Annotated in this window: 10 protein-coding genes and 1 pseudogene; 8 read left to right on the plus strand and 3 right to left on the minus strand. The window is 70.9% G+C overall.

The window, feature by feature from the left end; translation table 11 throughout:
- The first annotated feature begins 215 nt into the window (after positions 1–215).
- From ACIBAI_RS11960 to mfd, 3 genes are all read left to right on the plus strand, one after another.
- Positions 216–1,004: an ABC transporter ATP-binding protein gene (locus tag ACIBAI_RS11960; RefSeq protein ID WP_399033296.1), complete on the plus strand. Its 789-nt coding sequence runs from the start codon at positions 216–218 to the stop codon at positions 1,002–1,004.
- Positions 1,001–3,580 (plus strand): ABC transporter permease, encoded by a 2,580-nt coding sequence (locus ACIBAI_RS11965; RefSeq protein WP_399033298.1) that lies wholly within the window; start codon positions 1,001–1,003, stop codon positions 3,578–3,580. Before ACIBAI_RS11960 ends, ACIBAI_RS11965 begins: the two co-directional genes overlap by 4 nt.
- 344 nt (positions 3,581–3,924) lie before the next feature.
- Positions 3,925–7,458, plus strand: a complete 3,534-nt coding sequence (gene mfd, locus ACIBAI_RS11970; RefSeq protein ID WP_399033300.1) for a transcription-repair coupling factor — start codon at positions 3,925–3,927, stop codon at positions 7,456–7,458.
- Positions 7,459–7,480: 22 nt separating this feature from the next.
- Here mfd and ACIBAI_RS11975 read toward each other — a convergent pair whose 3' ends face one another.
- The 3 genes from ACIBAI_RS11975 to ACIBAI_RS11985 all read right to left on the minus strand — a co-directional run bounded on the left by ACIBAI_RS11975 (position 7,481) and on the right by ACIBAI_RS11985 (position 9,348).
- A complete protein-coding gene (locus ACIBAI_RS11975; RefSeq protein WP_399033301.1) occupies positions 7,481–7,906 on the minus strand; it encodes a MerR family transcriptional regulator in 426 nt (141 codons plus the stop codon).
- 212 nt (positions 7,907–8,118) lie between these two features.
- On the minus strand, positions 8,119–8,898 hold the full coding sequence (locus ACIBAI_RS11980; protein WP_399033303.1) for an SDR family NAD(P)-dependent oxidoreductase: 780 nt from the start codon (positions 8,896–8,898) through the stop codon (positions 8,119–8,121).
- A 255-nt stretch (positions 8,899–9,153) separates the two neighbouring features.
- Positions 9,154–9,348 carry an antitoxin gene (locus ACIBAI_RS11985; RefSeq protein WP_399033304.1) on the minus strand — a complete coding sequence of 65 codons (195 nt, stop codon included), beginning with the start codon at positions 9,346–9,348 and terminating at the stop codon, positions 9,154–9,156.
- A gap of 411 nt (positions 9,349–9,759) precedes the next feature.
- On the opposite strand from ACIBAI_RS11985, the gene ACIBAI_RS11990 reads away from it, so the two are divergent.
- From ACIBAI_RS11990 to ACIBAI_RS12010, 5 genes and pseudogenes are all read left to right on the plus strand, one after another.
- A complete protein-coding gene (locus ACIBAI_RS11990; RefSeq protein ID WP_399033464.1) occupies positions 9,760–10,482 on the plus strand; it encodes an HNH endonuclease family protein in 723 nt (240 codons plus the stop codon).
- A gap of 121 nt (positions 10,483–10,603) precedes the next feature.
- Positions 10,604–10,749: pseudogene (locus ACIBAI_RS11995) on the plus strand (N-acetyltransferase); the annotation flags it as partial.
- A 377-nt stretch (positions 10,750–11,126) separates the two neighbouring features.
- Positions 11,127–11,663, plus strand: a complete 537-nt coding sequence (locus ACIBAI_RS12000) for a BMP family ABC transporter substrate-binding protein (protein ID WP_399033305.1) — start codon at positions 11,127–11,129, stop codon at positions 11,661–11,663.
- Between the two features lie 234 nt (positions 11,664–11,897).
- A complete protein-coding gene (locus ACIBAI_RS12005; RefSeq protein WP_399033307.1) occupies positions 11,898–22,535 on the plus strand; it encodes a LamG-like jellyroll fold domain-containing protein in 10,638 nt (3,545 codons plus the stop codon).
- Positions 22,532–22,846, plus strand: coding sequence for a hypothetical protein (locus ACIBAI_RS12010; protein ID WP_399033308.1), 315 nt, complete (start codon positions 22,532–22,534; stop codon positions 22,844–22,846). The genes ACIBAI_RS12005 and ACIBAI_RS12010 overlap by 4 nt, the downstream gene beginning before the upstream one ends.
- The last annotated feature ends 84 nt before the right edge of the window (positions 22,847–22,930 follow it).

Consider the following 22,930-nt stretch of genomic DNA (forward strand, 5'->3'; position numbering starts at 1 on the left):
TGGCTTCACACCGGCGGGGGCGGTGGACCGTACCGATGGGGTGGGGTTTTCCCCCGGCACAAGAGTGCGCCGGGCACCAGCGCGCCGGACCCCCGGCGACGGCCAGACTCGGGGACGCACCGCTCTTCGTCCCGCTTCTTCAGGCGCCGCCGAACACGGCTGATCCGACGCCGGGCGCCGGCGACCGACTTGACGACCGACATAGGAGACATGCCATGACATCGGCCGTGACCATCACCAGGCACGGGGGCACGGGAGGGCGTACGGCCGTTGCCGCGCGGGCCCGGCAGGTCGTGAAGGCGTACGGGGCCGGGGAGACCCGGGTCGTCGCCCTCGACCACGTCGACGTGGACATCGACCGGGGCCGGTTCACCGCGATCATGGGGCCCTCGGGGTCCGGCAAGTCCACCCTGATGCACTGCCTGGCCGGGCTCGACACCGTGACGTCGGGGAAGATCTACCTCGACGAGACCGAGATCACCGGGCTGAAGGACAAGAAGCTCACCCGGCTGCGCCGGGACCGGATCGGGTTCATCTTCCAGGCGTTCAACCTGCTGCCGACGCTGAACGCGCTGGAGAACATCACGCTGCCCATGGACATAGCGGGCCGCAAGCCCGACCGGCAGTGGCTGGAGCGGGTGGTGGAGACGGTCGGTCTCGCCGGGCGGCTCAAGCACCGGCCGACGCAGCTGTCGGGCGGCCAGCAGCAGCGGGTCGCGGTGGCGCGGGCGCTCGCCGCCCGGCCCGAGATCATCTTCGGGGACGAGCCGACCGGCAACCTCGACTCCCGCGCGGGCGCCGAGGTGCTGGGCTTCCTGCGCCGCTCGGTCGACGAGCTGGGCCAGACGATCGTCATGGTCACCCACGACCCGGTCGCCGCCTCCTACGCCGACCGCGTGCTGTACCTCGCCGACGGCCGCATCGTCGACGAGATGCACCAGCCGACGGCCGATCAGGTCCTGGACCGCATGAAGGACTTCGACGCGCGGGGGCGCACGTCATGACCGTGCTGAAGACCTCGATGCGCAACTTCCTCGCGCACAAGGGCCGCATGGCGCTGTCGGCGGTGGCGGTGCTGCTGTCGGTGGCGTTCGTGTGCGGCACGCTGGTGTTCACCGACACGATGAGCACCACGTTCGACAAGCTGTTCGCGGCCACCTCGTCGGACGTCACGGTGAGCGCCAAGGGCGCCTCCGACACGGGGGAGACGACCTCCGACGACGGCAAGCCGCCGGTGATGCCGGCCTCCGTGCTCGACGAGGTGCGCGGGGCGGACGGGGTGAAGTCGGCCGAGGGCACGGTGTTCTCCACCTCGGTGACCGTCGTCGACGGCGACCGGGACAGCCTCTCGCCCACCAACGGCGGCCCGACCGTCGTCGGCAGCTGGAACGGCAACGACGCCCGCACCATGGAGATCACCTCCGGCGCGGCGCCCGAGGGTCCGGACCAGATCATGGTCGACGCCGACACCGCCGACAAGCACGGCCTGGAGCTCGGCGACGAGATCGGCGTGATCAGCGTCGTCGGCACGCACAAGGCGAAGATCTCCGGCATCGCCGAGTTCACCGTCACCAACCCCGGCGCGGCGGTCTTCTACCTGGACACGGGGACCGCGCAGCGGACCCTGGTCGGCGGCAGCGGCGTCTACACCAACGTCAACGTCACCGCCGCGGCCGGCGTCAGCGACGCGCAGCTGAAGAAGAACGTCCTGGCCGAACTCGGCGGCGGCTACAAGGTGCAGACCGCCGAGGAGACCGCGGAGGCCAACCGGAAGGGCGTCGAGGACTTCATGAGCGTCATGAAGTACGCGATGCTCGGCTTCGCCGGGATCGCCTTCCTCGTCGGCATCTTCCTGATCGTCAACACCTTCTCCATGCTGGTCGCCCAGCGCACCCGCGAGATCGGCCTGATGCGGGCCATCGGCTCCTCCCGCAAGCAGGTCAACCGCTCGGTGCTGGCCGAGGCGCTGCTGCTCGGCGTCGTCGGCTCGGTGCTCGGCGTCGGCGCGGGCGTCGGGCTCGCGGTCGGGCTGATGAACCTCATGGGCCTGATGGGCATGGAGCTGTCCACGGACGACCTCACCATCGCCTGGACGACCCCGGTGACCGGCCTGGTCCTGGGCGTCGTCGTCACCGTGCTGGCCGCCTACCTGCCCGCGCGGCGGGCCGGGAGGATCTCCCCGATGGCCGCGCTGCGCGACGCCGGGACCCCGGCGGACGGCAGGGCCGGCCGGGTGCGGGGCGCCGTCGGCCTGGTCCTCACCGGCGCCGGCGCCGGCGCCCTGTACCTGGCGGGGGCCGCGGACAAGGCCGCGGACGGCTCCCTGTGGCTGGGCCTGGGCGTGGTGCTGTCCCTGCTCGGCTTCGTCGTCGTCGGCCCGGTGCTGGCGAGCGGCGTGGTCCGGGTCCTCGGCGCGGTCCTGCTGCGGGTCTTCGGCCCCGTGGGCCGCATGGCCGAGCGCAACGCGCTGCGCAACCCGCGCCGCACCGGCGCCACCGGAGCGGCCCTGATGATCGGCCTGGCGCTGGTGGCCTGCCTGTCGGTGGTCGGCTCCTCGATGGTCGCCTCGGCCACGGACCAGCTCGACAAATCGGTCGGCACCGACTTCATCGTTCAGTCCGACAGCGGCCAGCTGATCACTCCGCAGGCCGTCGAGGCGGCCAGGAACACGCCGGGCCTGGAGCGGGTCACCGAGTACAAGGTGCTCGACGCCGACCTGACCACGCCCGACGGGAAGACCTCGAAGGGCGAGACGATCAACGCGGCCGACCCGACGTACGCCGAGGACCTGCGCACCGAGACCGTCGCGGGCGACCTCGCCGACGCCTACCGCCCGGACTCGATGTCCGTCTTCGAGGGCTTCGCCGAGGAACACGGACTGACCGTCGGCTCCGAGGTGAAGGTCGACTTCCGGGACGGCGGCACCGCCACGCTCACCGTCCGCGCGATCACCAGCGACGACGTGGTGATCGACAAGGGCGCGATGTACGCCTCGATCGCCACGGTCGCCGAGTACGTGCCGGCCGAGAGGATGCCGCTGGACGTGCTGCTCTTCGCCTCGGCGGAGGAAGGACGGCAGGACGCCGCGTACCGGGACCTGAAGGCCGCGCTGGACGACTACCCGCAGTACACCGTCCGCGACCAGACCGACTACAAGGAAGCCCTGAAGGACCAGATCGGCCAGTTGCTGAACATGGTCTACGGCCTGCTCGCCCTCGCGATCGTCGTCGCGGTGCTCGGCGTGGTGAACACCCTGGCCCTGTCGGTGGTCGAGCGGACCCGGGAGATCGGCCTGCTGCGCGCGATCGGCCTCTCCCGCCGCCAGCTGCGCCGCATGATCCGCATGGAGTCCGTCGTCATCGCCCTCTTCGGCGCCCTGCTGGGCCTCGGCCTGGGCATGGCCTGGGGCGCCACCGCGCAGCAGCTGCTCGCCCTGGAGGGCCTGAACGTCCTCGACATCCCCTGGCCGACGATCACCGGCGTCTTCGTCGCCTCGGCCTTCGTGGGCCTGTTCGCGGCCCTGATCCCGGCGTTCCGCGCGGGGCGGATGAACGTGCTGAACGCGATCGCCACGGAGTAGCCGCCCCACGGGGGCCGGCCCGGCCCGGTGCCGGGAAGCCGCAGGGGCTTCCCGGCACCGGGCCGCCGGCGTCCGGGGCGGCGGGTCCCCGGGAGGCGGAGCCCTGCGGCGCCGGCCGCCGCGCCGGCCACGGGATTCCGCCGCGGCCGTGCCACCGCGCCGGTCACGACGCCCCGCCGGTCCCGGAACCGCGCCGGTCACGGCACCTCACCAGCCACCGGGGAAACCGGCGTTGTCCACAGTCCCCCGTGCACGGCGTCACACCGTCGTACGCTGGAGACCCCCGGCCCGTCGCACGCGTCGGGCCCGTCGTGTTGCCCACCCCCGGACGAAAGCCGCCCCCCATGAGCCTGCACGGTCTGCTCGACGCCGTCGTCAAGGACGCCGCCCTCGCGGAAGCGGTCAAGGCCGCCGCGGACGGCAACCGCATGCACGTCGACCTGGTCGGCCCCCCGGCGGCCCGCCCCTTCACGGTCGCGGCCCTCGCCCGGGAGACCGGCCGCCCCGTGCTGGCGGTGACGGCGACGGGACGCGAGGCGGAGGACCTGGCCGCCGCCCTGCGCTCCCTGCTGCCCCCGGAGGGGGTCGTGGAGTACCCCTCCTGGGAGACCCTCCCGCACGAGCGCCTCAGCCCCCGCAGCGACACCGTCGGCCGCCGCCTGGCCGTGCTGCGCCGCCTGGCCCACCCCAGCGCCGACGACCCCGAGACCGGCCCGGTCTCCGTCGTCGTCGCACCCGTGCGGTCCGTGCTGCAGCCGCAGGTCAAGGGGCTCGGCGACCTGGAACCGGTCTCCCTGCGGACCGGCCAGAGCGCCGACCTGAACGACGTGGTGAACGCCCTCGCCGCCGCCGCGTACACGCGTGTGGAGCTGGTCGAGAAGCGCGGCGAGTTCGCCGTGCGCGGCGGCATCCTGGACGTCTTCCCGCCCACCGAGGAACACCCCCTGCGCATCGAGTTCTGGGGCGACGACGTCGAGGAGATCCGCTACTTCAAGGTCGCCGACCAGCGCTCCCTGGAGGTCGCCGAGCACGGCCTGTGGGCACCGCCCTGCCGCGAGCTGCTGCTCACCGGGGACGTCCGCGCCCGCGCGCGTGCGCTCGCCGAGGACCACCCCGAGCTGGGCGAGCTGCTCGGCAAGATCGCCGAGGGGATCGCGGTGGAGGGCATGGAGTCCCTGGCGCCCGTCCTCGTCGACGAGATGGAGCTGCTGCTCGACGTGCTGCCCCAGGGTTCCATGGCCGTCGTGTGCGACCCGGAGCGGGTGCGGACGCGGGCCGCCGACCTCGTGGCCACCAGCCAGGAGTTCCTCCAGGCCTCCTGGGCGGCCACCGCGGGCGGCGGCGAGGCGCCCATCGACGTCGGCGCGGCCTCCCTGTGGTCCCTCGCGGACGTCCGGGACCGGGCCCGCGAGCTGGACATGATGTGGTGGTCGGTGTCGCCGTTCGCCGCCGACGCCCTGGAGGAGGCCGACACGCTCAAGCTCGGCATGCGCGCGCCGGAGGCCTACCGCGGCGACACCGCCCGCGCGCTGGCCGACACCAAGGGCTGGCTCGCCGACGGCTGGCGCACGGTCTTCGTCACCGAGGGCCACGGCCCGGCCGCCCGCACGGTCGAGGTGCTCGGCGGCGAGGGCGTCGCGGCCCGCCTGGACACGGACCTCGGCGAGATCTCCCCGTCCGTCGTGCACGTCGCCTGCGGCTGCATCGACCACGGCTTCGTCGACCCGGTGCTCAAGATCGCCGTGCTCACCGAGACCGACCTGTCCGGCCAGAAGGCCGCCGGCCGGGACGGCGCCCGGATGCCGGCCCGGCGCCGCAAGACCATCGACCCGCTCACCCTGGAGCCGGGCGACCACATCGTCCACGAGCAGCACGGCGTGGGCCGCTACATCGAGATGGTGCAGCGCACCGTGCAGGGCGCGACCCGCGAGTACCTGGTCGTGGAGTACGCCCCCGCCAAGCGCGGCCAGCCCGGCGACCGCCTCTACATCCCCACCGACCAGCTGGAGCAGATCACCAAGTACGTCGGCGGCGAGGCCCCCACCCTGCACCGGCTGGGCGGCGCCGACTGGACCAAGACCAAGGCCCGCGCGAAGAAAGCGGTCAAGGAGATCGCCGCCGACCTGATCAAGCTGTACAGCGCGCGCATGGCGGCGCCCGGCCACGCCTTCTCCCCCGACACGCCCTGGCAGCGCGAGCTGGAGGACGCCTTCCCCTACGCGGAGACCCCCGACCAGCTCACCACGATCGCCGAGGTCAAGGAGGACATGGAGAAGTCGGTCCCGATGGACCGCCTGATCTGCGGCGACGTCGGCTACGGCAAGACCGAGATCGCGGTGCGGGCCGCCTTCAAGGCCGTGCAGGACGGCAAGCAGGTGGCCGTGCTCGTGCCGACGACGCTGCTGGTGCAGCAGCACTTCGGCACGTTCTCCGAGCGGTACGCGCAGTTCCCGGTGACCGTGAAGGCGCTGTCCCGCTTCCAGACCGACACCGAGGCCAAGGCGGTGCTGGAGGGGCTGCGCGAGGGCACGGTGGACGTCGTCATCGGCACCCACCGCCTGTTCTCCTCCGAGACCAAGTTCAAGGACCTGGGCCTGGTCATCGTCGACGAGGAGCAGCGCTTCGGCGTCGAGCACAAGGAGCAGCTGAAGAAGCTGCGGGCCAACGTCGACGTGCTGACCATGTCCGCGACGCCGATCCCGCGCACCCTGGAGATGGCGGTCACCGGCATCCGCGAGATGTCCACGATCACCACCCCGCCGGAGGAGCGCCACCCGGTGCTCACCTTCGTCGGCCCGTACGAGGAGAAGCAGATCGGCGCGGCGATCCGCCGCGAGCTGCTGCGCGAGGGCCAGGTCTTCTACATCCACAACCGGGTCGAGTCCATCGACCGGGCGGCGGCCCGGCTGCGGCAGATCGTGCCCGAGGCGCGCATCGCCACCGCCCACGGCCAGATGTCGGAGGCGGCGCTGGAGAAGGTCGTCGTCGACTTCTGGGAGAAGAAGTTCGACGTGCTGGTGTCGACGACGATCGTCGAGTCCGGCATCGACATCTCCAACGCCAACACCCTGATCGTCGAGCGCGGCGACACCTTCGGCCTGTCACAGCTGCACCAGCTGCGCGGCCGGGTGGGCCGGGGCCGCGAGCGCGGCTACGCCTACTTCCTCTACCCGCCGGAGAAGCCGCTGACGGAGACCGCCCACGAGCGCCTGGCCACCATCGCCCAGCACACGGAGATGGGCGCGGGCATGTACGTCGCGATGAAGGACCTGGAGATCCGCGGCGCGGGCAACCTGCTCGGCGGCGAGCAGTCCGGCCACATCGCGGGCGTCGGCTTCGACCTGTACGTGCGGATGGTCGGCGAGGCCGTCGCCGACTACCGGCGCCAGCTGGAGACGGGCGAGATCGAGGAGGAGGCGCCGCTGGAGGTCAAGATCGAGCTCCCCGTCGACGCGCACGTCCCGCACGACTACGCCCCCGGCGAGCGGCTGCGGCTCCAGGCGTACCGCGCCATCGCCTCCGCCAACAGCGAGGAGGACATCAAGGCCGTACGCGAGGAGCTCGTCGACCGCTACGGCAAGCTGCCCGAGCCGGTGGAGAACCTGCTGCTGGTCGCGGGCCTGCGGATGCTGGCGCGCGCGTGCGGCGTCGGCGAGATCGTCCTGCAGGGCGCCAACGTCCGCTTCGCGCCGGTGGACCTGCGCGAGTCGCAGGAGCTCAGGGTCAAGCGGCTGTACCCCGGGACCGTCGTCAAGCCGTCGGCGCACCAGGTGCTGGTGCCGCGCCCGAAGACGGCGAAGGTGGGCGGCAAGCCGGTGGTCGGGCGGGAACTGCTCGCCTGGGCCGGGGAGTTCCTGACGTCGGTCCTGGGGTCGTGAGCCGGGCCCGGGCGCGGGTGCGTCAGGCCACCGGCCGCACGCGGGCCTCGGCGGCCTGCCGGGGCCCGGGATCCTGGCGCGCCTGAAGGTCCGGGCGGGAGCGGCGGGCCCGGCGCAGGGCCGCCGCCAGCCGGTCGCGGACCGCCAGCTGGGCGGCGATCCGCGCGTCCATCACGGCCAGCCGCTCGGCGGCGACCTCCAGCGCCCGGTCGGAGGCGGGCGCCGCGGTGACGTCGCCGTCCAGGCAGGACAGGAACACCCGTACGTCGTCCAGGGTGAGCCCCGTGTCCAGCAGGAGCCGGATGTTGCGGACGCGGACGGCCGTACGGGGGGCGTAGAGCCGGTAGCCGTTCGCGGCGCGCTCGGAGACGATCAGCCCCGCCTGCTCGTAGTGGCGCAGGGCGCGGGGCGTCGTGCCGGTCGCCTCGGCCAGCTCACCGATCCGCATGCGGGACGGTTCCGCCCGGTCTTTCCCGCGGGGCGGTTCCGCCCGGTCCGCCCCGCGGGAAGGCTCCCCGCGGGGCCGACCGCCACGGGTTCCCGGCCCCGTGCGCGCCTCCGCGCGGTCCCCGCTCCCGCGGGGCCCCGCCTGGCCGTTCCCGCGGCCGCCGGGCCGCTCCTTCCCGCCGTCCTCGCTGTGGACCTCCACGCGGACCAGTCTCATGCGACGACCGCGCCGCCGTCCACCGGGAGGATCACGCCCGTCACGAACGAGGCCTGCGGCGAGGCGAGCCGGGTGATCGCCCAGGCGACCTCCTCGGGCCGGCCCAGCCGGCCGAGCGGGGTGTGGTCGAGCTGCCACGCGCGGATCGCGGCAAGCTGCTCCGGTGTGCGGCCGGCGTGCTCGCCGATCGGCGTCTCGACCGCTCCGGGGGCCACGGCGGCGACGCGGACGCCGCAGGGGGCGAGTTCCACGGCCCAGCTGCGGGTGAGCACCTCCAGGGCCGCCTTTCCGGCCGCGTACAGGGAGTCGCCGGGCCAGGCGCGCTGCGCCACGGACGTCGTCACGTTCACGACGACGCCCCGGCTGTCCTCCAGGGCCGGGAGCGCGGCCTGGGTGAGCAGGACCGGCGCGTACAGGTTCGTGGCGAGCAGGGACTCCATCGACGCGCGCGTGTACGTGCGCAGGGACTCGGTGGTGACGATCGCGGCGTTGTTGACCAGGACGTCGATCCGGCCGTGGAGCTCCAGCGCCGTGCGGACGGCCGTCCCGGGTCCGTCGGGTGCCGTGATGTCCAGGGCGAGCGGGGTGATGCGGGACGCGTCCCGGGCGGCGGTCTCGGCGAGGGGCGCCGTGCGGCGGCCGACGGCCACGACGTGCGCGCCCTCGGCGGCGAAGGCGTGGGCGGTGGCACGGCCTATGCCGGTGCCGGCGCCGGTGACGAGGACGACGCGGGGCGTCGCGGTTCCGGTCTCGAGCGCGGTGTGCGGGTTCTTCATGCGGGGATCGTCCGACCCTGACGCCGGTGTCAGGGTCAAGCCCGGGCCCGTCCGCATGCACGCGGACGCGGGGACACGCGAGGCCGCCCGCGGGCTCGGGCGTCCGCGGGCGGCTCGGTGTTCGCGGTGGCTCGGGCGCCGGCCGGACACGCCGTGCCCGGCCGTACCGTGCCCGGACACGGGTCCGACGGGTCGCGTGTCCTCCGCCGGCCCGGTCCCCGGCCGGCTCCGCGGATCCGCCGGGGCCCGCGGGCCCTACGGCTCTTCCGGCCCGTCGCGCCGTTCACGGTCGCGGTCCATGCCGAACGAGCCCTCCGCCCGCTGCCGGCCCGTGTCGATCCGGTCCTCGTACGTACCGCCGGTTCGTTCGTCGGACCGCTGTCCGGAGGCCTCGGACGCACGCTTGGCCTTGTCCCGGACCTGACTCTTGATCTTGTCGAAGATGCCCATCCAGAACTCCTTCCGGAGTGACTCAGAACAGACGATACGCCCGGTATGCGCTGTATGCCTACCGAGCCCGCCGCGGTCCGGACCTTCCGCTCGCCCCGGCGGGGACAGGCGCAGCCGTCCCCGCGGGAGCGGAACCGGCGAGCGGGGAAGGGCGCGCCGTGCGGCCGAGGGACGGGGCGGAGCCCGGCACGCTGTGGCCGGACGCCGGACGCCGGACGCCGGACGCCGGACGCCGGACGCCGGACGCAGACAGCGCCGTGGCACCCGGATCCTGTCCGCGTTCCGTCGGATGATCTCGCATGATTGAGGCGTTCGCGCAGCCTACGCAGGGAGCGGTGAGCTTTGCCCGGTGAGGGGAACGTCAGGGACGGGGGAGCAGGGAGCGCGCGCTTCCGCCGCGCCGCGACGGCGCTGGCAGCCGCCGCGCTCCTGGTCTCGGGATGCGAAGGGCTCGGCGCGGACGGCCCCTCCGCGGGATCCGGGTCGGCCGCGCCGGACGGGCGGGCGGTCAGTCCGCTGGAGAACCCGGACGGCACGAAGCCGGGGCTCGCGCCCGTGACGACGGACGCGGACCGGGCGGAGGCCCGCGAACTCATCGGGAAGCTGCCCACGAAGGGGCGGGGGCCGAGGACGGGCTACGACCGCGACGAGTTCGGCTACGCGTGGATGGACACGGCCGACGGGGTGCCGCTGGCGAGGAACGGGTGCGACACCCGCAACGACCTCATCCGGCGCGATGGCCGAGACCTCCGCTTCCGTTCCGGCTCGGACTGCGTGGTCGTCGCCATGACGCTGGACGACCCGTACACCGGGACGACCATCGAGTGGCGCAAGCAGGAGGCGTCCGAGGTGCAGATAGACCACGTGGTGCCGCTGTCGTACAGCTGGCAGATGGGTTCGTCGCGCTGGCCGGAGAGCAGGCGCGAGCAGCTCGCCAACGACGTGCTCAACCTGATCCCGGTCGACGGGCGCACCAACTCGGCCAAGGGCGATTCCGGGCCCGCGTCCTGGCTGCCGCCCGACAGGCGGATCAGGTGCGCCTACGCGGTCCGGTTCGCCCAGGTCGCCCTCAAGTACGAGATGCCGGTCACCGAGCCGGACAAGCGGGTGATGCTGCGGCAGTGCGGCGGCTGACGGGCCGTACGGCGGCCCCCGCGGACCGGGGCGGACGGACCGGGGCGGACGGACCGGGGCGGACGGACCGGGGCGGACGGACCGGGGTGATCGGTGGTCTCCGCCGTCCCGCACGCCCGGGGGGCGCGGACTGTCCGGCCGGATGCTCGCGGCGCCCGCGACCGGGCCCCTTCCCTCGGCTTCCGCGAGGTCGCCGCCCCGGTCCGCCCCAGCGCCAAGCACCTGGAGCCGCGCACGCCGTTCGGGGAGTACGTCCGTCGCGTCCGCCCCGCCGCCCACGGCCGGGTCTCGGGGCTGACGCCCGCCGACGGGGGAGGTAGCCTACGGCGTCGCTTGTGCGTTCGCGCATACGTACGCGCATCCCGAGAGCAGAGGTAAATCACCGTGAAGTACGACCTTGGTGCCGCTGTCGCGCCCGGGCCCCGGCCCGGCGCCGGGCCCGGGCCGCTGCCCAGGGCAGCACTGGCGGCCGTACCGGTGGTGAGCCCGGGGACGCCGGCCGCGGCGCCGCCGGTGCTGGCCTTCCGGCGGGGGACGCCCGCCGGGGGCGGGTCGCGATGAAGCTCCGGCGGGCCTGGCGCGGGAACGAGCGCGGTGGCAGGAGGGGCAAGGCCGGCAGCCCCCGGCGCGGAGCGTCCGCGCGGGTGACGGCCGTGGTGACCGGTGCGCTGCGGGGCCGCAGGGGCTGGGCGGCCACGGGCGGTGCGGCTGCCGTCGCGCTGGCGCTGGCGGGGATGTGGCTGTTCGACGGCGAGCAGGCGGGGCCGCCCGATCCGCGTGCGCGCCAGTACACCGAGGTCGACGCCTGCCTGCTGACCGGCGAAAAGGGCATTCTGCCGGGCACGCCCGCAGCTCCCGTCTGGAAGGGCATGCAGGAGGCGTCCCTCCGGACGCGGGCCCGGGTCAACTACGTGCCGGTCACGGGACCGCAGTCGGTGGACAACGTCCGGCCGTTCTTCAACAGCCTGGTCCAGCGCCGGTGCGAGGTCGTCCTCGCCGTCGGCGACGCCCAGGTGCGGGTCACGCGGTCCGACGCCGGGAAGCACCCCGAGGTGCGGTTCGTCCTGGTGGGCGATGAGGTGTCCGGAGGCGGCAACGTCGTGGTCGTGAAGCCGGACGCGCAGCTCGCGGAGTCGGTCGCGGACGCGGTCCGCCGGGCCGTGCGCGAGGTCGAAAAGTGACAAAACGTGTGAGGGTTCCCCGCGCACGGTAAAGATCAACTAATGAATGTGATCTTATGTAGAACTTATGTGTTCGCCGAGGGCAGGCTTTCGGGGCTTCATTGACGCTCCTCAAGTAAAGGCTCGCCCATGCGTGTTCGCTGGGTCCGTGGCCCTCGCTTGTACCCTCCGGGCGGTTCCGGACGGCGCAGAGCGAGGGCCACGGCGCTTTCAGTCCTTGTCTCCTTCTCGTTCATGCTCACCACCGAGACGGCGGCGGCCTCCGGGGCCACGCTTCCGCCGGTGAAGATGCCCGAGTGGTCCCTGTCCGGTCTGTGGAAGTGGGCCGGCGAGTCCCCGCTGGACACCCCGGACCAGGAAGGCGGCACCGCTCGCGGCAAGAGCCATCACGCCTCGGCCGAGGCGACCGACGCCGACCGCGGTGTCGGGCGCGCGCCCGGCAAGGGCAAGGGGGAACTCGACGCCTACCAGCGCTCCGTCGACCAGGAGGAGCCGGTCACGACCGGCCCCGCCAGGGGCATGGCGAAGAGCTTCGACCCGGCCACGAGCAAGCGCGACGCGAAGAAGTCCACGGCCACGTCGGACTACTACATCAACGCCGACGGCTCGACCACGATCCGCCACTACGGCGGTCGCGCCAACTTCAAGGCCGCCGACGGCACCTGGGAGCCGATCGACACCACCCTGGTCGAGGCCGCGGACGGCGACTTCGAGCAGAAGGCCAACTCCCTCGATGTCGAGTTCGCCCCGAACGCCGCCGACGAGCAGCTGGCCTCCGTCGACTTCGGCGCCGGCCGCTCCCTGACGTACGCCCTGCGCGGCGCGGACAAGGCGGTGGCGACCAAGGGCAGCGACGGTGCGATCGTCTACGCCGACGTGCTGCCCGAGACGGACGTCCAGCTCGTCCCGATCGCCGACGGCTTCAAGGAGAACCTCGTCCTGCACTCCAGGGACGCGGCCGACTCCTGGGTCTTCCCGCTGGACGCCGAGGGCCTGACCCCGCGCCTCGCCGACAACGGTGACGTGGAGTTCACCGACGCCGACGGCAAGGTGACTGCCGTCATCCCCCATGCCTACATGGAGGACTCCAGGATCGACCGGCGCTCCGGTGACGGTGCCCGCTCCGCGAAGGTCTCCTACGAGCTGACCACCGTGGACGGCGGGCCGGCGCTGCGGATGACCGCCGACCGGTCCTGGCTGGACGACCCCGAGCGGGTCTACCCGGTCACCGTCGACCCGACCACGGTCCTCGCGAGCGAGGCGACGTACGTCCAGACCGACTACGCCGCCAACCGCTCGGCCGAGACCCAGATCAAGGTCGGTTCGTACGACAGCGGTACCACGAAGGCCAATTCCTTCCTGCAGTTCTCCGGGCTCGGGACGAGGCTCGCCGGCCAGAAGGTCTCCGCGGCGACCCTCAATGTCTGGGCGCTGTGGTCCTCGACATGCGACCCGCAGTCGTTCTCCGTGTATCCGGTGACCCAGTCGTGGTCGCCGTCGACGACGACCACCTATCCCGGTCCGTCGTACGGCTCCGCCATCGGCACCGCCACGCCGAACCCCGGCGCCTCCTGCACCAACAGCACAGGCAGCGCCGGCGTCGGTGTGAAGATGCCGGTCACGCTGTCGACCTCGTGGTTTACCCGGGTCGCCACGGGCGGCGCCAACTACGGCCTGGCCATGGCCGCGCCAACCGGCGACGGGCTGCACTGGAAGAAGTTCCACTCCGACGACTCGGCCACGGCCGCCTGGCGCCCGTCGCTGGACCTGACCTACGCGCCGCAGACCGCGCCGCAGGTCAACGCCCAGTACCCGCCGGAGAACTTCCAGGCCAACACGCTCCAGCCGGAGCTGCTGGTCTACGCGAGCGACGCGGACAAGTGGCCGAACACGGCCCTGACGTACACGTTCGAGGTGTACGACGCGGACTCCACCAGCACCACGCCGGTGGCCACTTCCGGCGCCATCTCCAAGAGCAGCTGGAAGATACCCGCGGGCAAGCTCACCTGGTCCAAGAACTACGTGTGGTACGTGGGGGTGAGCGACGGAGCGGAGGAGGTCACGCACTCCAGCCGCTTCACCACCGCCGTACCGCAGCCGCCGGTGACCTCGGGCCTGGCCCAGAACACCGACGGCCACGAGTTCGACCCGTCCGAGGCGAACTACACCACCGAGGACAGCGACGCGGACGTCGAGGTGGTCGGCCCCTCCCTGGAGATCGACCGCTCCTACAACAGCATCGACCCGCGGCTCGACGGTGCCTTCGGCGCCGGCTGGTCCACGGTCGTCGACATGAAGGCAGCCGAGGTCAAGAACCCGGCGGGCACGGTGACCAGCGTCATCGTCACCTACCCCGGCGGTGAGCAGGTCGCCTTCGGCCGCAACAGCGACGGAACGTTCCAGCCCCCGCTGGGCCGCTACGCCCGTCTGCAGTCGGTGACCGGCGGCTACACGCTGACGGACAAGGACTTCACGGAGTACGCCTTCAAGCAGGCGACCGCGAAGGCCGGTACCTACGCGATATCCGGCATCAAGGACTACGCGGGTCGTACCGAGACGTTCACCTACAACACGTCCAAGCAGCTGACCAGGATCACCAACGAGACGTCCAAGCGCTCGCTGGGACTGACCTGGCAGACGCCGGCCGGAGCCACCACCGCGCACGTCGCGACGGTCTCCACCGACCCCTCGACGGCCGGTGACTCCACCACGGTGCAGACGTGGCAGTACAGCTACTCCGGTGACCAGCTGACCAAGGTCTGCCCGCCGGCGGACGCCACGCACTGCACGTCGTACTCGTACGTCACCGGCAACCACTACCGCACCACGGTGCTGGACGCCGACCCGTACGCGTACTGGCGTCTGGGCGAGGCTGCCGGGGCGACCGTCGCCAAGGACTCGGTCGACCTCAACCAGGGCCGCTACAACGGCCTGTACCACAACGTGACCCTGGGCAGCTCCTCCGTCCTGGCGGGCTCCACCCAGACCACGGCCACGTTCAACGGGACCACGTCGTACGTGGAGATGCCGTCGGCGCCGGGTGCGACGCCGTCGTACATGTCGGTCTCACTGTGGTTCAGGACGACCACGGCGGGAGGCGTGCTCTTCTACTACGGCGACAAGCCACTGAGCGATGCCGACCCGGTGAACAACACGACGAAGAACACCCCCGCGGTGTACGTCGGCACCGACGGCAAGCTGCGCGGCTGCCTGGCCATGTCGCCCGGCTGCAGCCCGAACATCGTGTCCACCGCCACCGTCACCGACGGCCAGTGGCACAACGCGGTCCTCACGGGGCAGGCCACCAGCCAGACCCTGTACCTCGACGGTGTTGCCCAGGGTTCCCTGACCGGCACCGTCAACGACTGGAACCAGCCGTACATCTCGCTCGGCGCGGGTGTGAACACCCAGGGCTGGCCGTCGATGAACCCGAACGACAAGCTCGGGCACTACACCGGTCAGATGGCCGAGGTCGCCATCTACTCCGAGCCGCTCGACCCGTCGGTGATCACCGCGCAGTACCAGGCCGCCAAGCGGTCCGCCGGTCTGCTCAGCAAGATCACCACGCCGGGCGGCAAGACCCAGGCGGCGATCGCCTACGGCCCCACCGACGACCTGGTCACGCAGGCCACGGACGGCGACGGCGGCACCTGGAAGTTGAACCCGCCGACCGTCACCGGTTCCTCGCAGGTCTACCGCTCCGCCGTGATGGGCTCCGCCCCGTCCGGCTACTGGCGGCTGGCCGACACGGGCGGGGCCGCGCAGGCCGCGAACGAGATCCACACCGGCTTCGGTACGTACAACACCGTCACGCAGGGGGTGGGGGGTCCGTTCGGCACGGGTGACGTGACCGCGGCGTCCTTCAACGGCACGTCGTCGTACGCGGAGATCCCGTACACGCCGTGGCACGGCAAGACCGAGCGCGCCGTCGAGCTGTGGTTCAAGACGGCGAAGCCGGGCGTGATCCTCTCGGACCAAGCCACGGCACCGACGGGCACCACGCCGAGCGGAACCTGGAACCCGCTGCTCTACGTGGGCGCCGACAACAAGCTGCACGGCCACTGGTGGAGTGTCTCGGGTTCCGGCGGCACCGCCTTCGGTACCACGGGCACCGTCACCGACAACCAGTGGCACCACGCGGTGCTGTCGTCCTCGGGCACGACCCAGACGATGTACCTCGACGGTGCCAAGGTGGCCGACTTCAGCGGCGCACCGGCCGACCAGTCGAACTCCCGCACCTTCGTCGGCGCGGGTTACGCCAAGGGCTGGTACCAGGCGCCGGCGGACCTCAGCTACTTCACCGGCTCCATCGCCGAGGTCGCGGCCTACGGCCACGCCCTGGACGAGGACGAGGTCGACCGGCACTGGTCGGCGTACAAGGCGTCCTCCGGCGTGGCGCCGGTGAAGACGGTCAAGCTCACCGACCCGACCGACAAGACGCTGACGTACGTGTACGACGCGGAGATGGGTGACCGTCTGCTGGCCGCGATCGACACCGAGGGAAAGCGGACGACGTACGGCTACGACACGGGCGGCTTCCTGCACACCGTGACCGACGCCAACGGCAACCGCAGCATCACCGGTCACGACGTCCGCGGCAACACGGTCTCCCAGACCGACTGCCAGGACACCGCGGCGAACAAGTGCGCGACGGAGTACTACACGTACTACCCCGACGCGACGACCGCATTCCCGCCGATGGACGCCCGGAACGACCTGCTCCTGACCGAGCGGGACGCGCGTTCGGCGTCCGCGACGGACAACACGTACCTGACCAGCTACAGCTACGACACCGCCGGCAACCTGCTGTCGGTGACCACCCCGCCGGTGCCCGGCCACCCCGACGGCCGCACTGCCACCACCACCTACACCACGTCCACGACCCCCGCGGCCGAGGGCGGTACGGCGGTGGCCCCCGCGGGTCTGGTGGACACGGTCATCACGCCGGGCGGCAAGAGGACGAAGTACGTCTACTACGCCAACGGCGACCTGGCCTCGGTGACCGACGCCAACGGTGCCAAGGTGACGTACACGTACGACAACCTGGGCCGGAAGGCCTCCCAGAAGGAGGTCACCGACGCCCAGCCGAACGGCCTGACCACCACCTGGACGTACGACAAGAACGACCAGGTGACCACGGAGACCGCCCCGGCGGTCACCAACCGCGTCACCGGCGCCGTGCACCGGGCGAGGACGACCACCGTCTACGACTGGGACGGCAACGTCACCTCGCAGACCGTCGCCGACCTCACCGGCGGTGACGCCTCGCGGACGACGTCGATGACGTACGACGCCTACAACCGTCTGGCCACGCGCACGGACCCGGGCGGCGGCGTCACGTCGTTCGAGTACGACGTCTACGGCAACAAGGTGAAGGAGACGGATCCCGAGGGCACCGTCAACGCCTATACCTTCGACGGCGAGGGACGTCCGCTGACGACCAGCCTGCTCGACTACACGGGCGACCCGAACGACCCCGAACCGGCGAGGACGCTGGTGACGGAGTCCCGGGCGTACGACCCGGCGGGCCGGCTCGCGTCGATCACCGACTCCATGGGCTGGGTGACGGCGTACACCTACACCGACGACGGCCTGGCTGCCACGGTCACCCGCAAGGATCCGGCCAACGGCAAGCAGTTCGTCGAGGAGTCCAACACCTACGACATGGCCGGGAACCTGATCAAGCAGGTGACCAACGACGGCCGGACCACGACCACCTTCACGGTGGACGCGGACGACCGCGTCACGTCGTCGGTGCTCGACCCGACCGGGGTCAACCGCACCACGAAGGTCTCCTACGACCCGGACGACAATGTCGTCAGCGAGACGGAGAGCGACCCGGCGACGGGTGAGGTCAGCACCGAGGACACGCTCTACGACAACATGGGCAACGTCACCGGGACCACGGTGCACGACGGGACCACGGCTCCGGTGGCCCGCTGGAAGCTCGACGAGACCACCGGCTACTCGGTCGGCGACTCGTCCGGCGCCAACCACACCGGTACCCATGGCACCGGCATGCACTGGAACACCGACCACGGCGGCAGCGCCGTGTTCGACGGTGACGCCAACTCGTATGCGCGGACGGACGGGCCGGTGGTCAACACGGCCGGCAGCTTCACGGTGTCCCTCTGGGCGAAGGTGACCGACACGTCGGTCAGCCAGACCCTGGTGTCGCAGGACGGTGACCAGGTCTACGGCTTCGTCCTGTACTACTCCACCGGCACCGGCTGGACCTTCGGCCGCCGTGCCACGGACGACACCAACGCCACGCTGGTGCGTGCCCAGTCCGGCACGGCGGCGGTGACCGCCAACGCCTGGACGCACCTGACCGCCGTCTACGACGCCACGGCCGCGAAGATGCGGCTGTACGTCAACGGCACACTCGCCCAGGAAACCCCGTTCACCTCCCCGTGGAGCGCGAACGGATCTCTGCAGCTGGGCCGGCACAAGTGGGGCCCCACCGCCTACGGCAGCAACCACAAGGGCGGTCTCGACGACGTCCAGGTCTACGGCGAGGCCCTCAGCGGCTCGCAGGCGTCGTCCGTCTACAACGGCACGCTCCCCGCGGCCGGCAGCTCGGTCCGTTCCACCACCTGGACGCTGGACCAGCGCGGTCTGCCCACGTCGATGACCGACCCCAACGGCAACACCACCGACTACGGATACGACGAGGCCGCCCAGCAGACCACCGTCACCGAGCCGGTCGTCGACGCCGAGACCGACGGCGGCACCGCCACGGCGATCCGCCCGGTGTCGATGACGGGGTACAACACGTTCGGCGAGCAGACCGAGACGTCCGACCCGCTCGGCAACGTCACGGTCACCGCCTACGACGCCGAGGGCCAGGAGACCTCGACGACACTGCCGAACTACACGCCGCCGGGGTCCACGACCCCGATCACGGCGACGTCCTGGAACGAGTACAACAAGCGCGGCCAGGTCACGGCCGAGGTCGACCCGCTGGGCAACCGCACGACGTACACCTACACGCAGCTCGGTGACCTGGCCTCCGTCACGGAGCCGGGCGGCGACAAGTCGACGTTCGTGTACGACACCAACGGCGACCTGCTGTCGACGACCCGCCCGAACGGCGCCCGCGAGGAGTCCACCTGGGACTACCTGGGCAACGAGCTGACCAGCACGGACATCGTGCGCCAGCCCACCGAGCGGGCGTACACGGCGATCAACGAGTACGACGCTCCCGGCGGCGACCTGTCCCGGACGGTGTCCCCGACGGGTGTCTCGGAGTCGTACGAGTACAACGCCCTGGGCGAGACCACGAAGGTGACCGACGCCGCGGGCAACGTGTCGACGTTCACCTACAACATGGACGGCGAGGTCCTCACCGCCACGGACCCCGACGGCACGAGCACGAGGAACACCTACGACGGTTTCGGCCAGCTGGTCGCCACCAGCGACCTGGACCAGCTGGGCAACGTGCTGCGCACCAGCCGCTCCAGGTACGACCGGGCGGGCAACCCGCTGTCGGTGACCGACTACCGCGGGCACGCCACCACATTCACCGTGGACCCGACCGGTCTGATCACCAAGGCGGTCGAGCCGGTCTCCGCGACCGAGTCGATCACCACGACCTACGGCTACGACGCCGCGGGCAACCGCACGCGCTTCACCGACGGCCGTGGCAACCCGTTCCTCACCACCTACAACACCTGGGGGCTGCCCGAGTCGCTGATCGAGCCGTCCACCCCCGCCCACCCCGACCTGGCGGACCGCACCTTCACCACGGTGTACGACGCCAACGGCCGGGTGAAGGAGCAGCGCTCCCCGGGCGGCGTGGTCGTCTCCAACGAGTACGACGCCAAGAGCCGGCTGACCAGGACGACCGGCACGGGTGCGGAGGCCACGACGGCCGACCACACCTACGCGTACGACTCCGACGACCGTGTGACGGCCGTCGCGGGCGCGGACACCGATCTGAACACCTTCACCTACGACGACCGCGGCCTGCTGCTGTCGACGTCCGGCCCCTCGGGCACCTCGTCCTTCGCCTACAACGGCGACGGCGTGATGACCTCGCGGACGGACGCGTCGGGCACGTCGACCTTCGGGTACGACAGGGCCGGCCGGCTGAAGACGGTCGACGACGGGGCCACCGGCTCCACGATGACCTACAGCTACGACGCCAACAGCAACGTCGAGCGGATCGACTACGGCACCGGCAAGTCCAAGCGCGAGTTCTCCTACGACGCCCTGGAAAGGATCACCGACGACAAGCTGACCTCGCCGTCGGGCAAGGTGCTGTCCTCCATCGCCTACGGGTGGGACGAGAACGACAACATCACGTCCAAGACGACGACCGGAATCGCCGGAGCCTCGTCGAACACCTACACCTACGACTGGGCGAACCGCCTGACGTCGTGGAACGACGGGACGACGACGGAGGTCTACGGCTACGACGCGTCGGGAAACCGCACGCGCGTCGGCGGCGACACCTACACCTACGACGCCCGCAACCGGCTCACGTCGGACGGGCACAGCACGTACGCGTACACGGCGCGCGGCACGCTGAAGACGATCACGGACGAGGGCGGGGTCCAGACCCTGCTCAAGGCCGACGCCTTCAACCGCGTGATCAACGAGGGTGACCGGACGTACACCTACGACGGTCTCGACCGCGTCCTGAGCGCCAAGGACGAGACGGGCAGTGACGTCTTCTCGTTCGAGTACAGCGGTGTCGGCAACGACGTGGCCTCGGACGGCATGACGTCCTACAGCCGCAATGTCGACGGTTCGCTGCTGGGCGTGAGGACGGCCGTGTCCTCGGCTCTGATGCTGACGGACATCCACGACGACGTGGTGGCGCAGTTCACCGACTCGGCGGAGACTTTGACCGGCTCGGCGACGTACACGCCGTTCGGCAAGACCTCGTCGAGGACGGGCATGCTGGGCAACCTGGGCTACCAGTCCGGGTGGACCGACCCGCAGACCGCCAAGGTGAACATGGCGGCGCGCTGGTACTCGCCGCAGACCGGCCAGTTCAACAGCCGGGACACGGTCGGCAACGACCCGCTGCCGTCGTCGGTGAACGCCAACCGGTACGCCTACGCCAACCAGAACCCGATGACGGGGGTGGACCCGACCGGCCATTGGTTCGACTTCGTCAAGAAGGCCGTCAAAAAGGTCACCAAGAAGGTCAAGAAGGTCGCGAAGTCGGCCTGGAAGAAGACCAAGAAGACCGTCAAGCGCGCAGCCAAGGCGGTCCGCAAGGCCGCGAAGAAGGTCAAGCGCGCCGTCAAGAAGGTGGTCCACAAGGCGAAACGGGCGGTCCGCAAGGCCGTGCGTTATGTCCACGACAGTGTCAAAAAGGCCAAGAGATACGTCAAACGCACCTACAAGAGAGTCAAGCGCTACGCCCACAAGGTCGTCCACCACGTCAAGAAGACCGTCCGCAAGGTCGCCAAGGCCGTCAAACACGTAGCCGGCAAGGCCGTCAAGGCGGCCAAGAAGGCCGTGAAGAAGGTCGGCAGAGCCGTCAAGAAGGCCGTGAAGGCGTCAGCCAACTTCGTGAAGCAGCACGCCGCGACCATCGCCTCGGTGGCCACGGGTGTCGTGGTCTTCGCGGGCTGCACCGCGCTCACGGCCGGTGCCGGTGCGATCGGCTGCGCGGCCCTCGCGGGCGCTGCGGCCAACGGCGTCGGCTACATGATGAGCGACGGACCCAAGTCCGTCGGCGGCTTCCTCGGCGCGGTCGCCGTCGGAGGTGCCACCGGCGCCCTCGGCGGCGCGGCCGGCGGCGCGGCCTCCGGCGCGGTGGGCCGCCTGCTCGCCAACGCCGGCGGAAAGGTCGCCCAGGGCGCGGCCATGGGCGCCGCGGGCGGCGCCGCGGAGGGCGCGGTCGGCTACGGCGTCACCTGCGCCGCCAGCGAAGAGGGCTGCAGTGCGAGCGGTGTTGCGAAGGCGACGGCTGTGGGTGCCGTCACCGGCGGCATCTTCGGTGCAGCGGCCAGCAAGGTCGGGCCGAAGACAAAGGCCTGCAGCACCACTCCGCACAGCTTCACCGGTCTCACCGGTGTGCTGATGGCCAACGGCTTGGTGAAGCCGATCTCCCAGGTCAAGGCCGGGGACTACGTCCTCACGGCCGAGCCCGGAAAGAAGAAGAAGGAGAAGCACCGGGTCAAGGAGGTGATCGTCACCAAGACCGACCGTGACTACGTCGATGTCGTCGTAGCCACCAAGTCGGGCCCGAAGACGATCCAGACCACCAAGCACCACCAGTTCTACGAGGTCAGCCGCAACACCTGGACCCAGGCGGGCGACCTCAAGGCGGGCCAGAAGCTCCAGAACGAGAAGGGTGCCGCGACCACGATCGTCGGGGTCAAGTCGTACACGGCCCAGCGGGTCACCTACGACTTGAGTGTCGACGGCCTGCACACCTACCACGTGGCGGCCGGTGACATCGACGTTCTGGTCCACAACTGCGGCGGCTCGAACCCGAACCATGCGAGTTCCTGCCGTTGCGCCACGGGTGGTGCTCCGCGCCAGGCGGTCCGGGAAGGTGAAGTGGGTCGCTTCGGCGACCTGAACGACAGGGCGCGTGTCGGTGACGGCCTCACGCCCAATCACATTCCGCAGGCCGCTTTGGGACGCCTTCCCTACCGGGACCATGCGGCGGTCATGATGACTCACGCAGATCATCTGCTGACGCGCACATACGGTCCCGCCGGAAGGGTTACCGCACGGTTGGACGCTGGTCGTCCATTCCGTGACGTGCTGGCCAGTGATCTCATGGATCTCCGCAGGATCGGGCAGCAGGTTTATGGTGACGCGTCCCACTTCAATACGCAGATCGCCGGTATCGTGCAGTATTATCGGACCAACTATCCGCACCTGCTGCAGAGGTCACCATGACGATCAGGGACGAGGTCCGGGAATTCTATCGGCTGGGACCGCTGCCTTCCGAGCAGGATGACTCCGTGAGTGACGAGACGTTCGAAGAGCTGGAGCGGATGCTCCATGCGATCGAGGCGCCGGTCACCGACGAAGAGGCCCGGCTGCTGCTGGGCTCCTTCGGGGAGGACAACTGCTTCGGTATGGCGTGGACGCTGCTCCACCTCGTGGAGTCTGCCCCGTCGCCGGCAGTTACCTCCCAGCCTCCTGAGGGGTCGAACATGTGGATCGAGAATTTGTGGATTCGTTACCGCAATGCCCTGGGCGATTAACGTCCGTCCACCGATGAATTCCTCTGATTCCCCGAAGCCCTGAATTTGGGAATCGCCCTCTTGTCGGAAGCCCCACCGAGACCA

It is taken from the genome of Streptomyces sp. NPDC051041 (assembly GCF_044456065.1).
GTDB classification, from domain to species: Bacteria; Actinomycetota; Actinomycetes; order Streptomycetales; family Streptomycetaceae; genus Streptomyces; species Streptomyces glaucus.

Bases quoted from the DNA above. Each gene is read 5' to 3' on its own strand.
- ACIBAI_RS12010 (WP_399033308.1), top strand. From the start codon at position 22,532: ATGACGATCAGGGACGAGGTCCGGGAATTCTATCGGCTGGGACCGCTG.
- ACIBAI_RS11980 (WP_399033303.1), bottom strand. From the start codon at position 8,898: ATGAAGAACCCGCACACCGCGCTCGAGACCGGAACCGCGACGCCCCGC.
- ACIBAI_RS12005 (WP_399033307.1), top strand. From the start codon at position 11,898: ATGCTCACCACCGAGACGGCGGCGGCCTCCGGGGCCACGCTTCCGCCG.
- ACIBAI_RS11975 (WP_399033301.1), bottom strand. From the start codon at position 7,906: ATGCGGATCGGTGAGCTGGCCGAGGCGACCGGCACGACGCCCCGCGCC.
- ACIBAI_RS11965 (WP_399033298.1), top strand. From the start codon at position 1,001: ATGACCGTGCTGAAGACCTCGATGCGCAACTTCCTCGCGCACAAGGGC.
- ACIBAI_RS11960 (WP_399033296.1), top strand. From the start codon at position 216: ATGACATCGGCCGTGACCATCACCAGGCACGGGGGCACGGGAGGGCGT.
- ACIBAI_RS11985 (WP_399033304.1), bottom strand. From the start codon at position 9,348: ATGGGCATCTTCGACAAGATCAAGAGTCAGGTCCGGGACAAGGCCAAG.
- mfd (WP_399033300.1), top strand. From the start codon at position 3,925: ATGAGCCTGCACGGTCTGCTCGACGCCGTCGTCAAGGACGCCGCCCTC.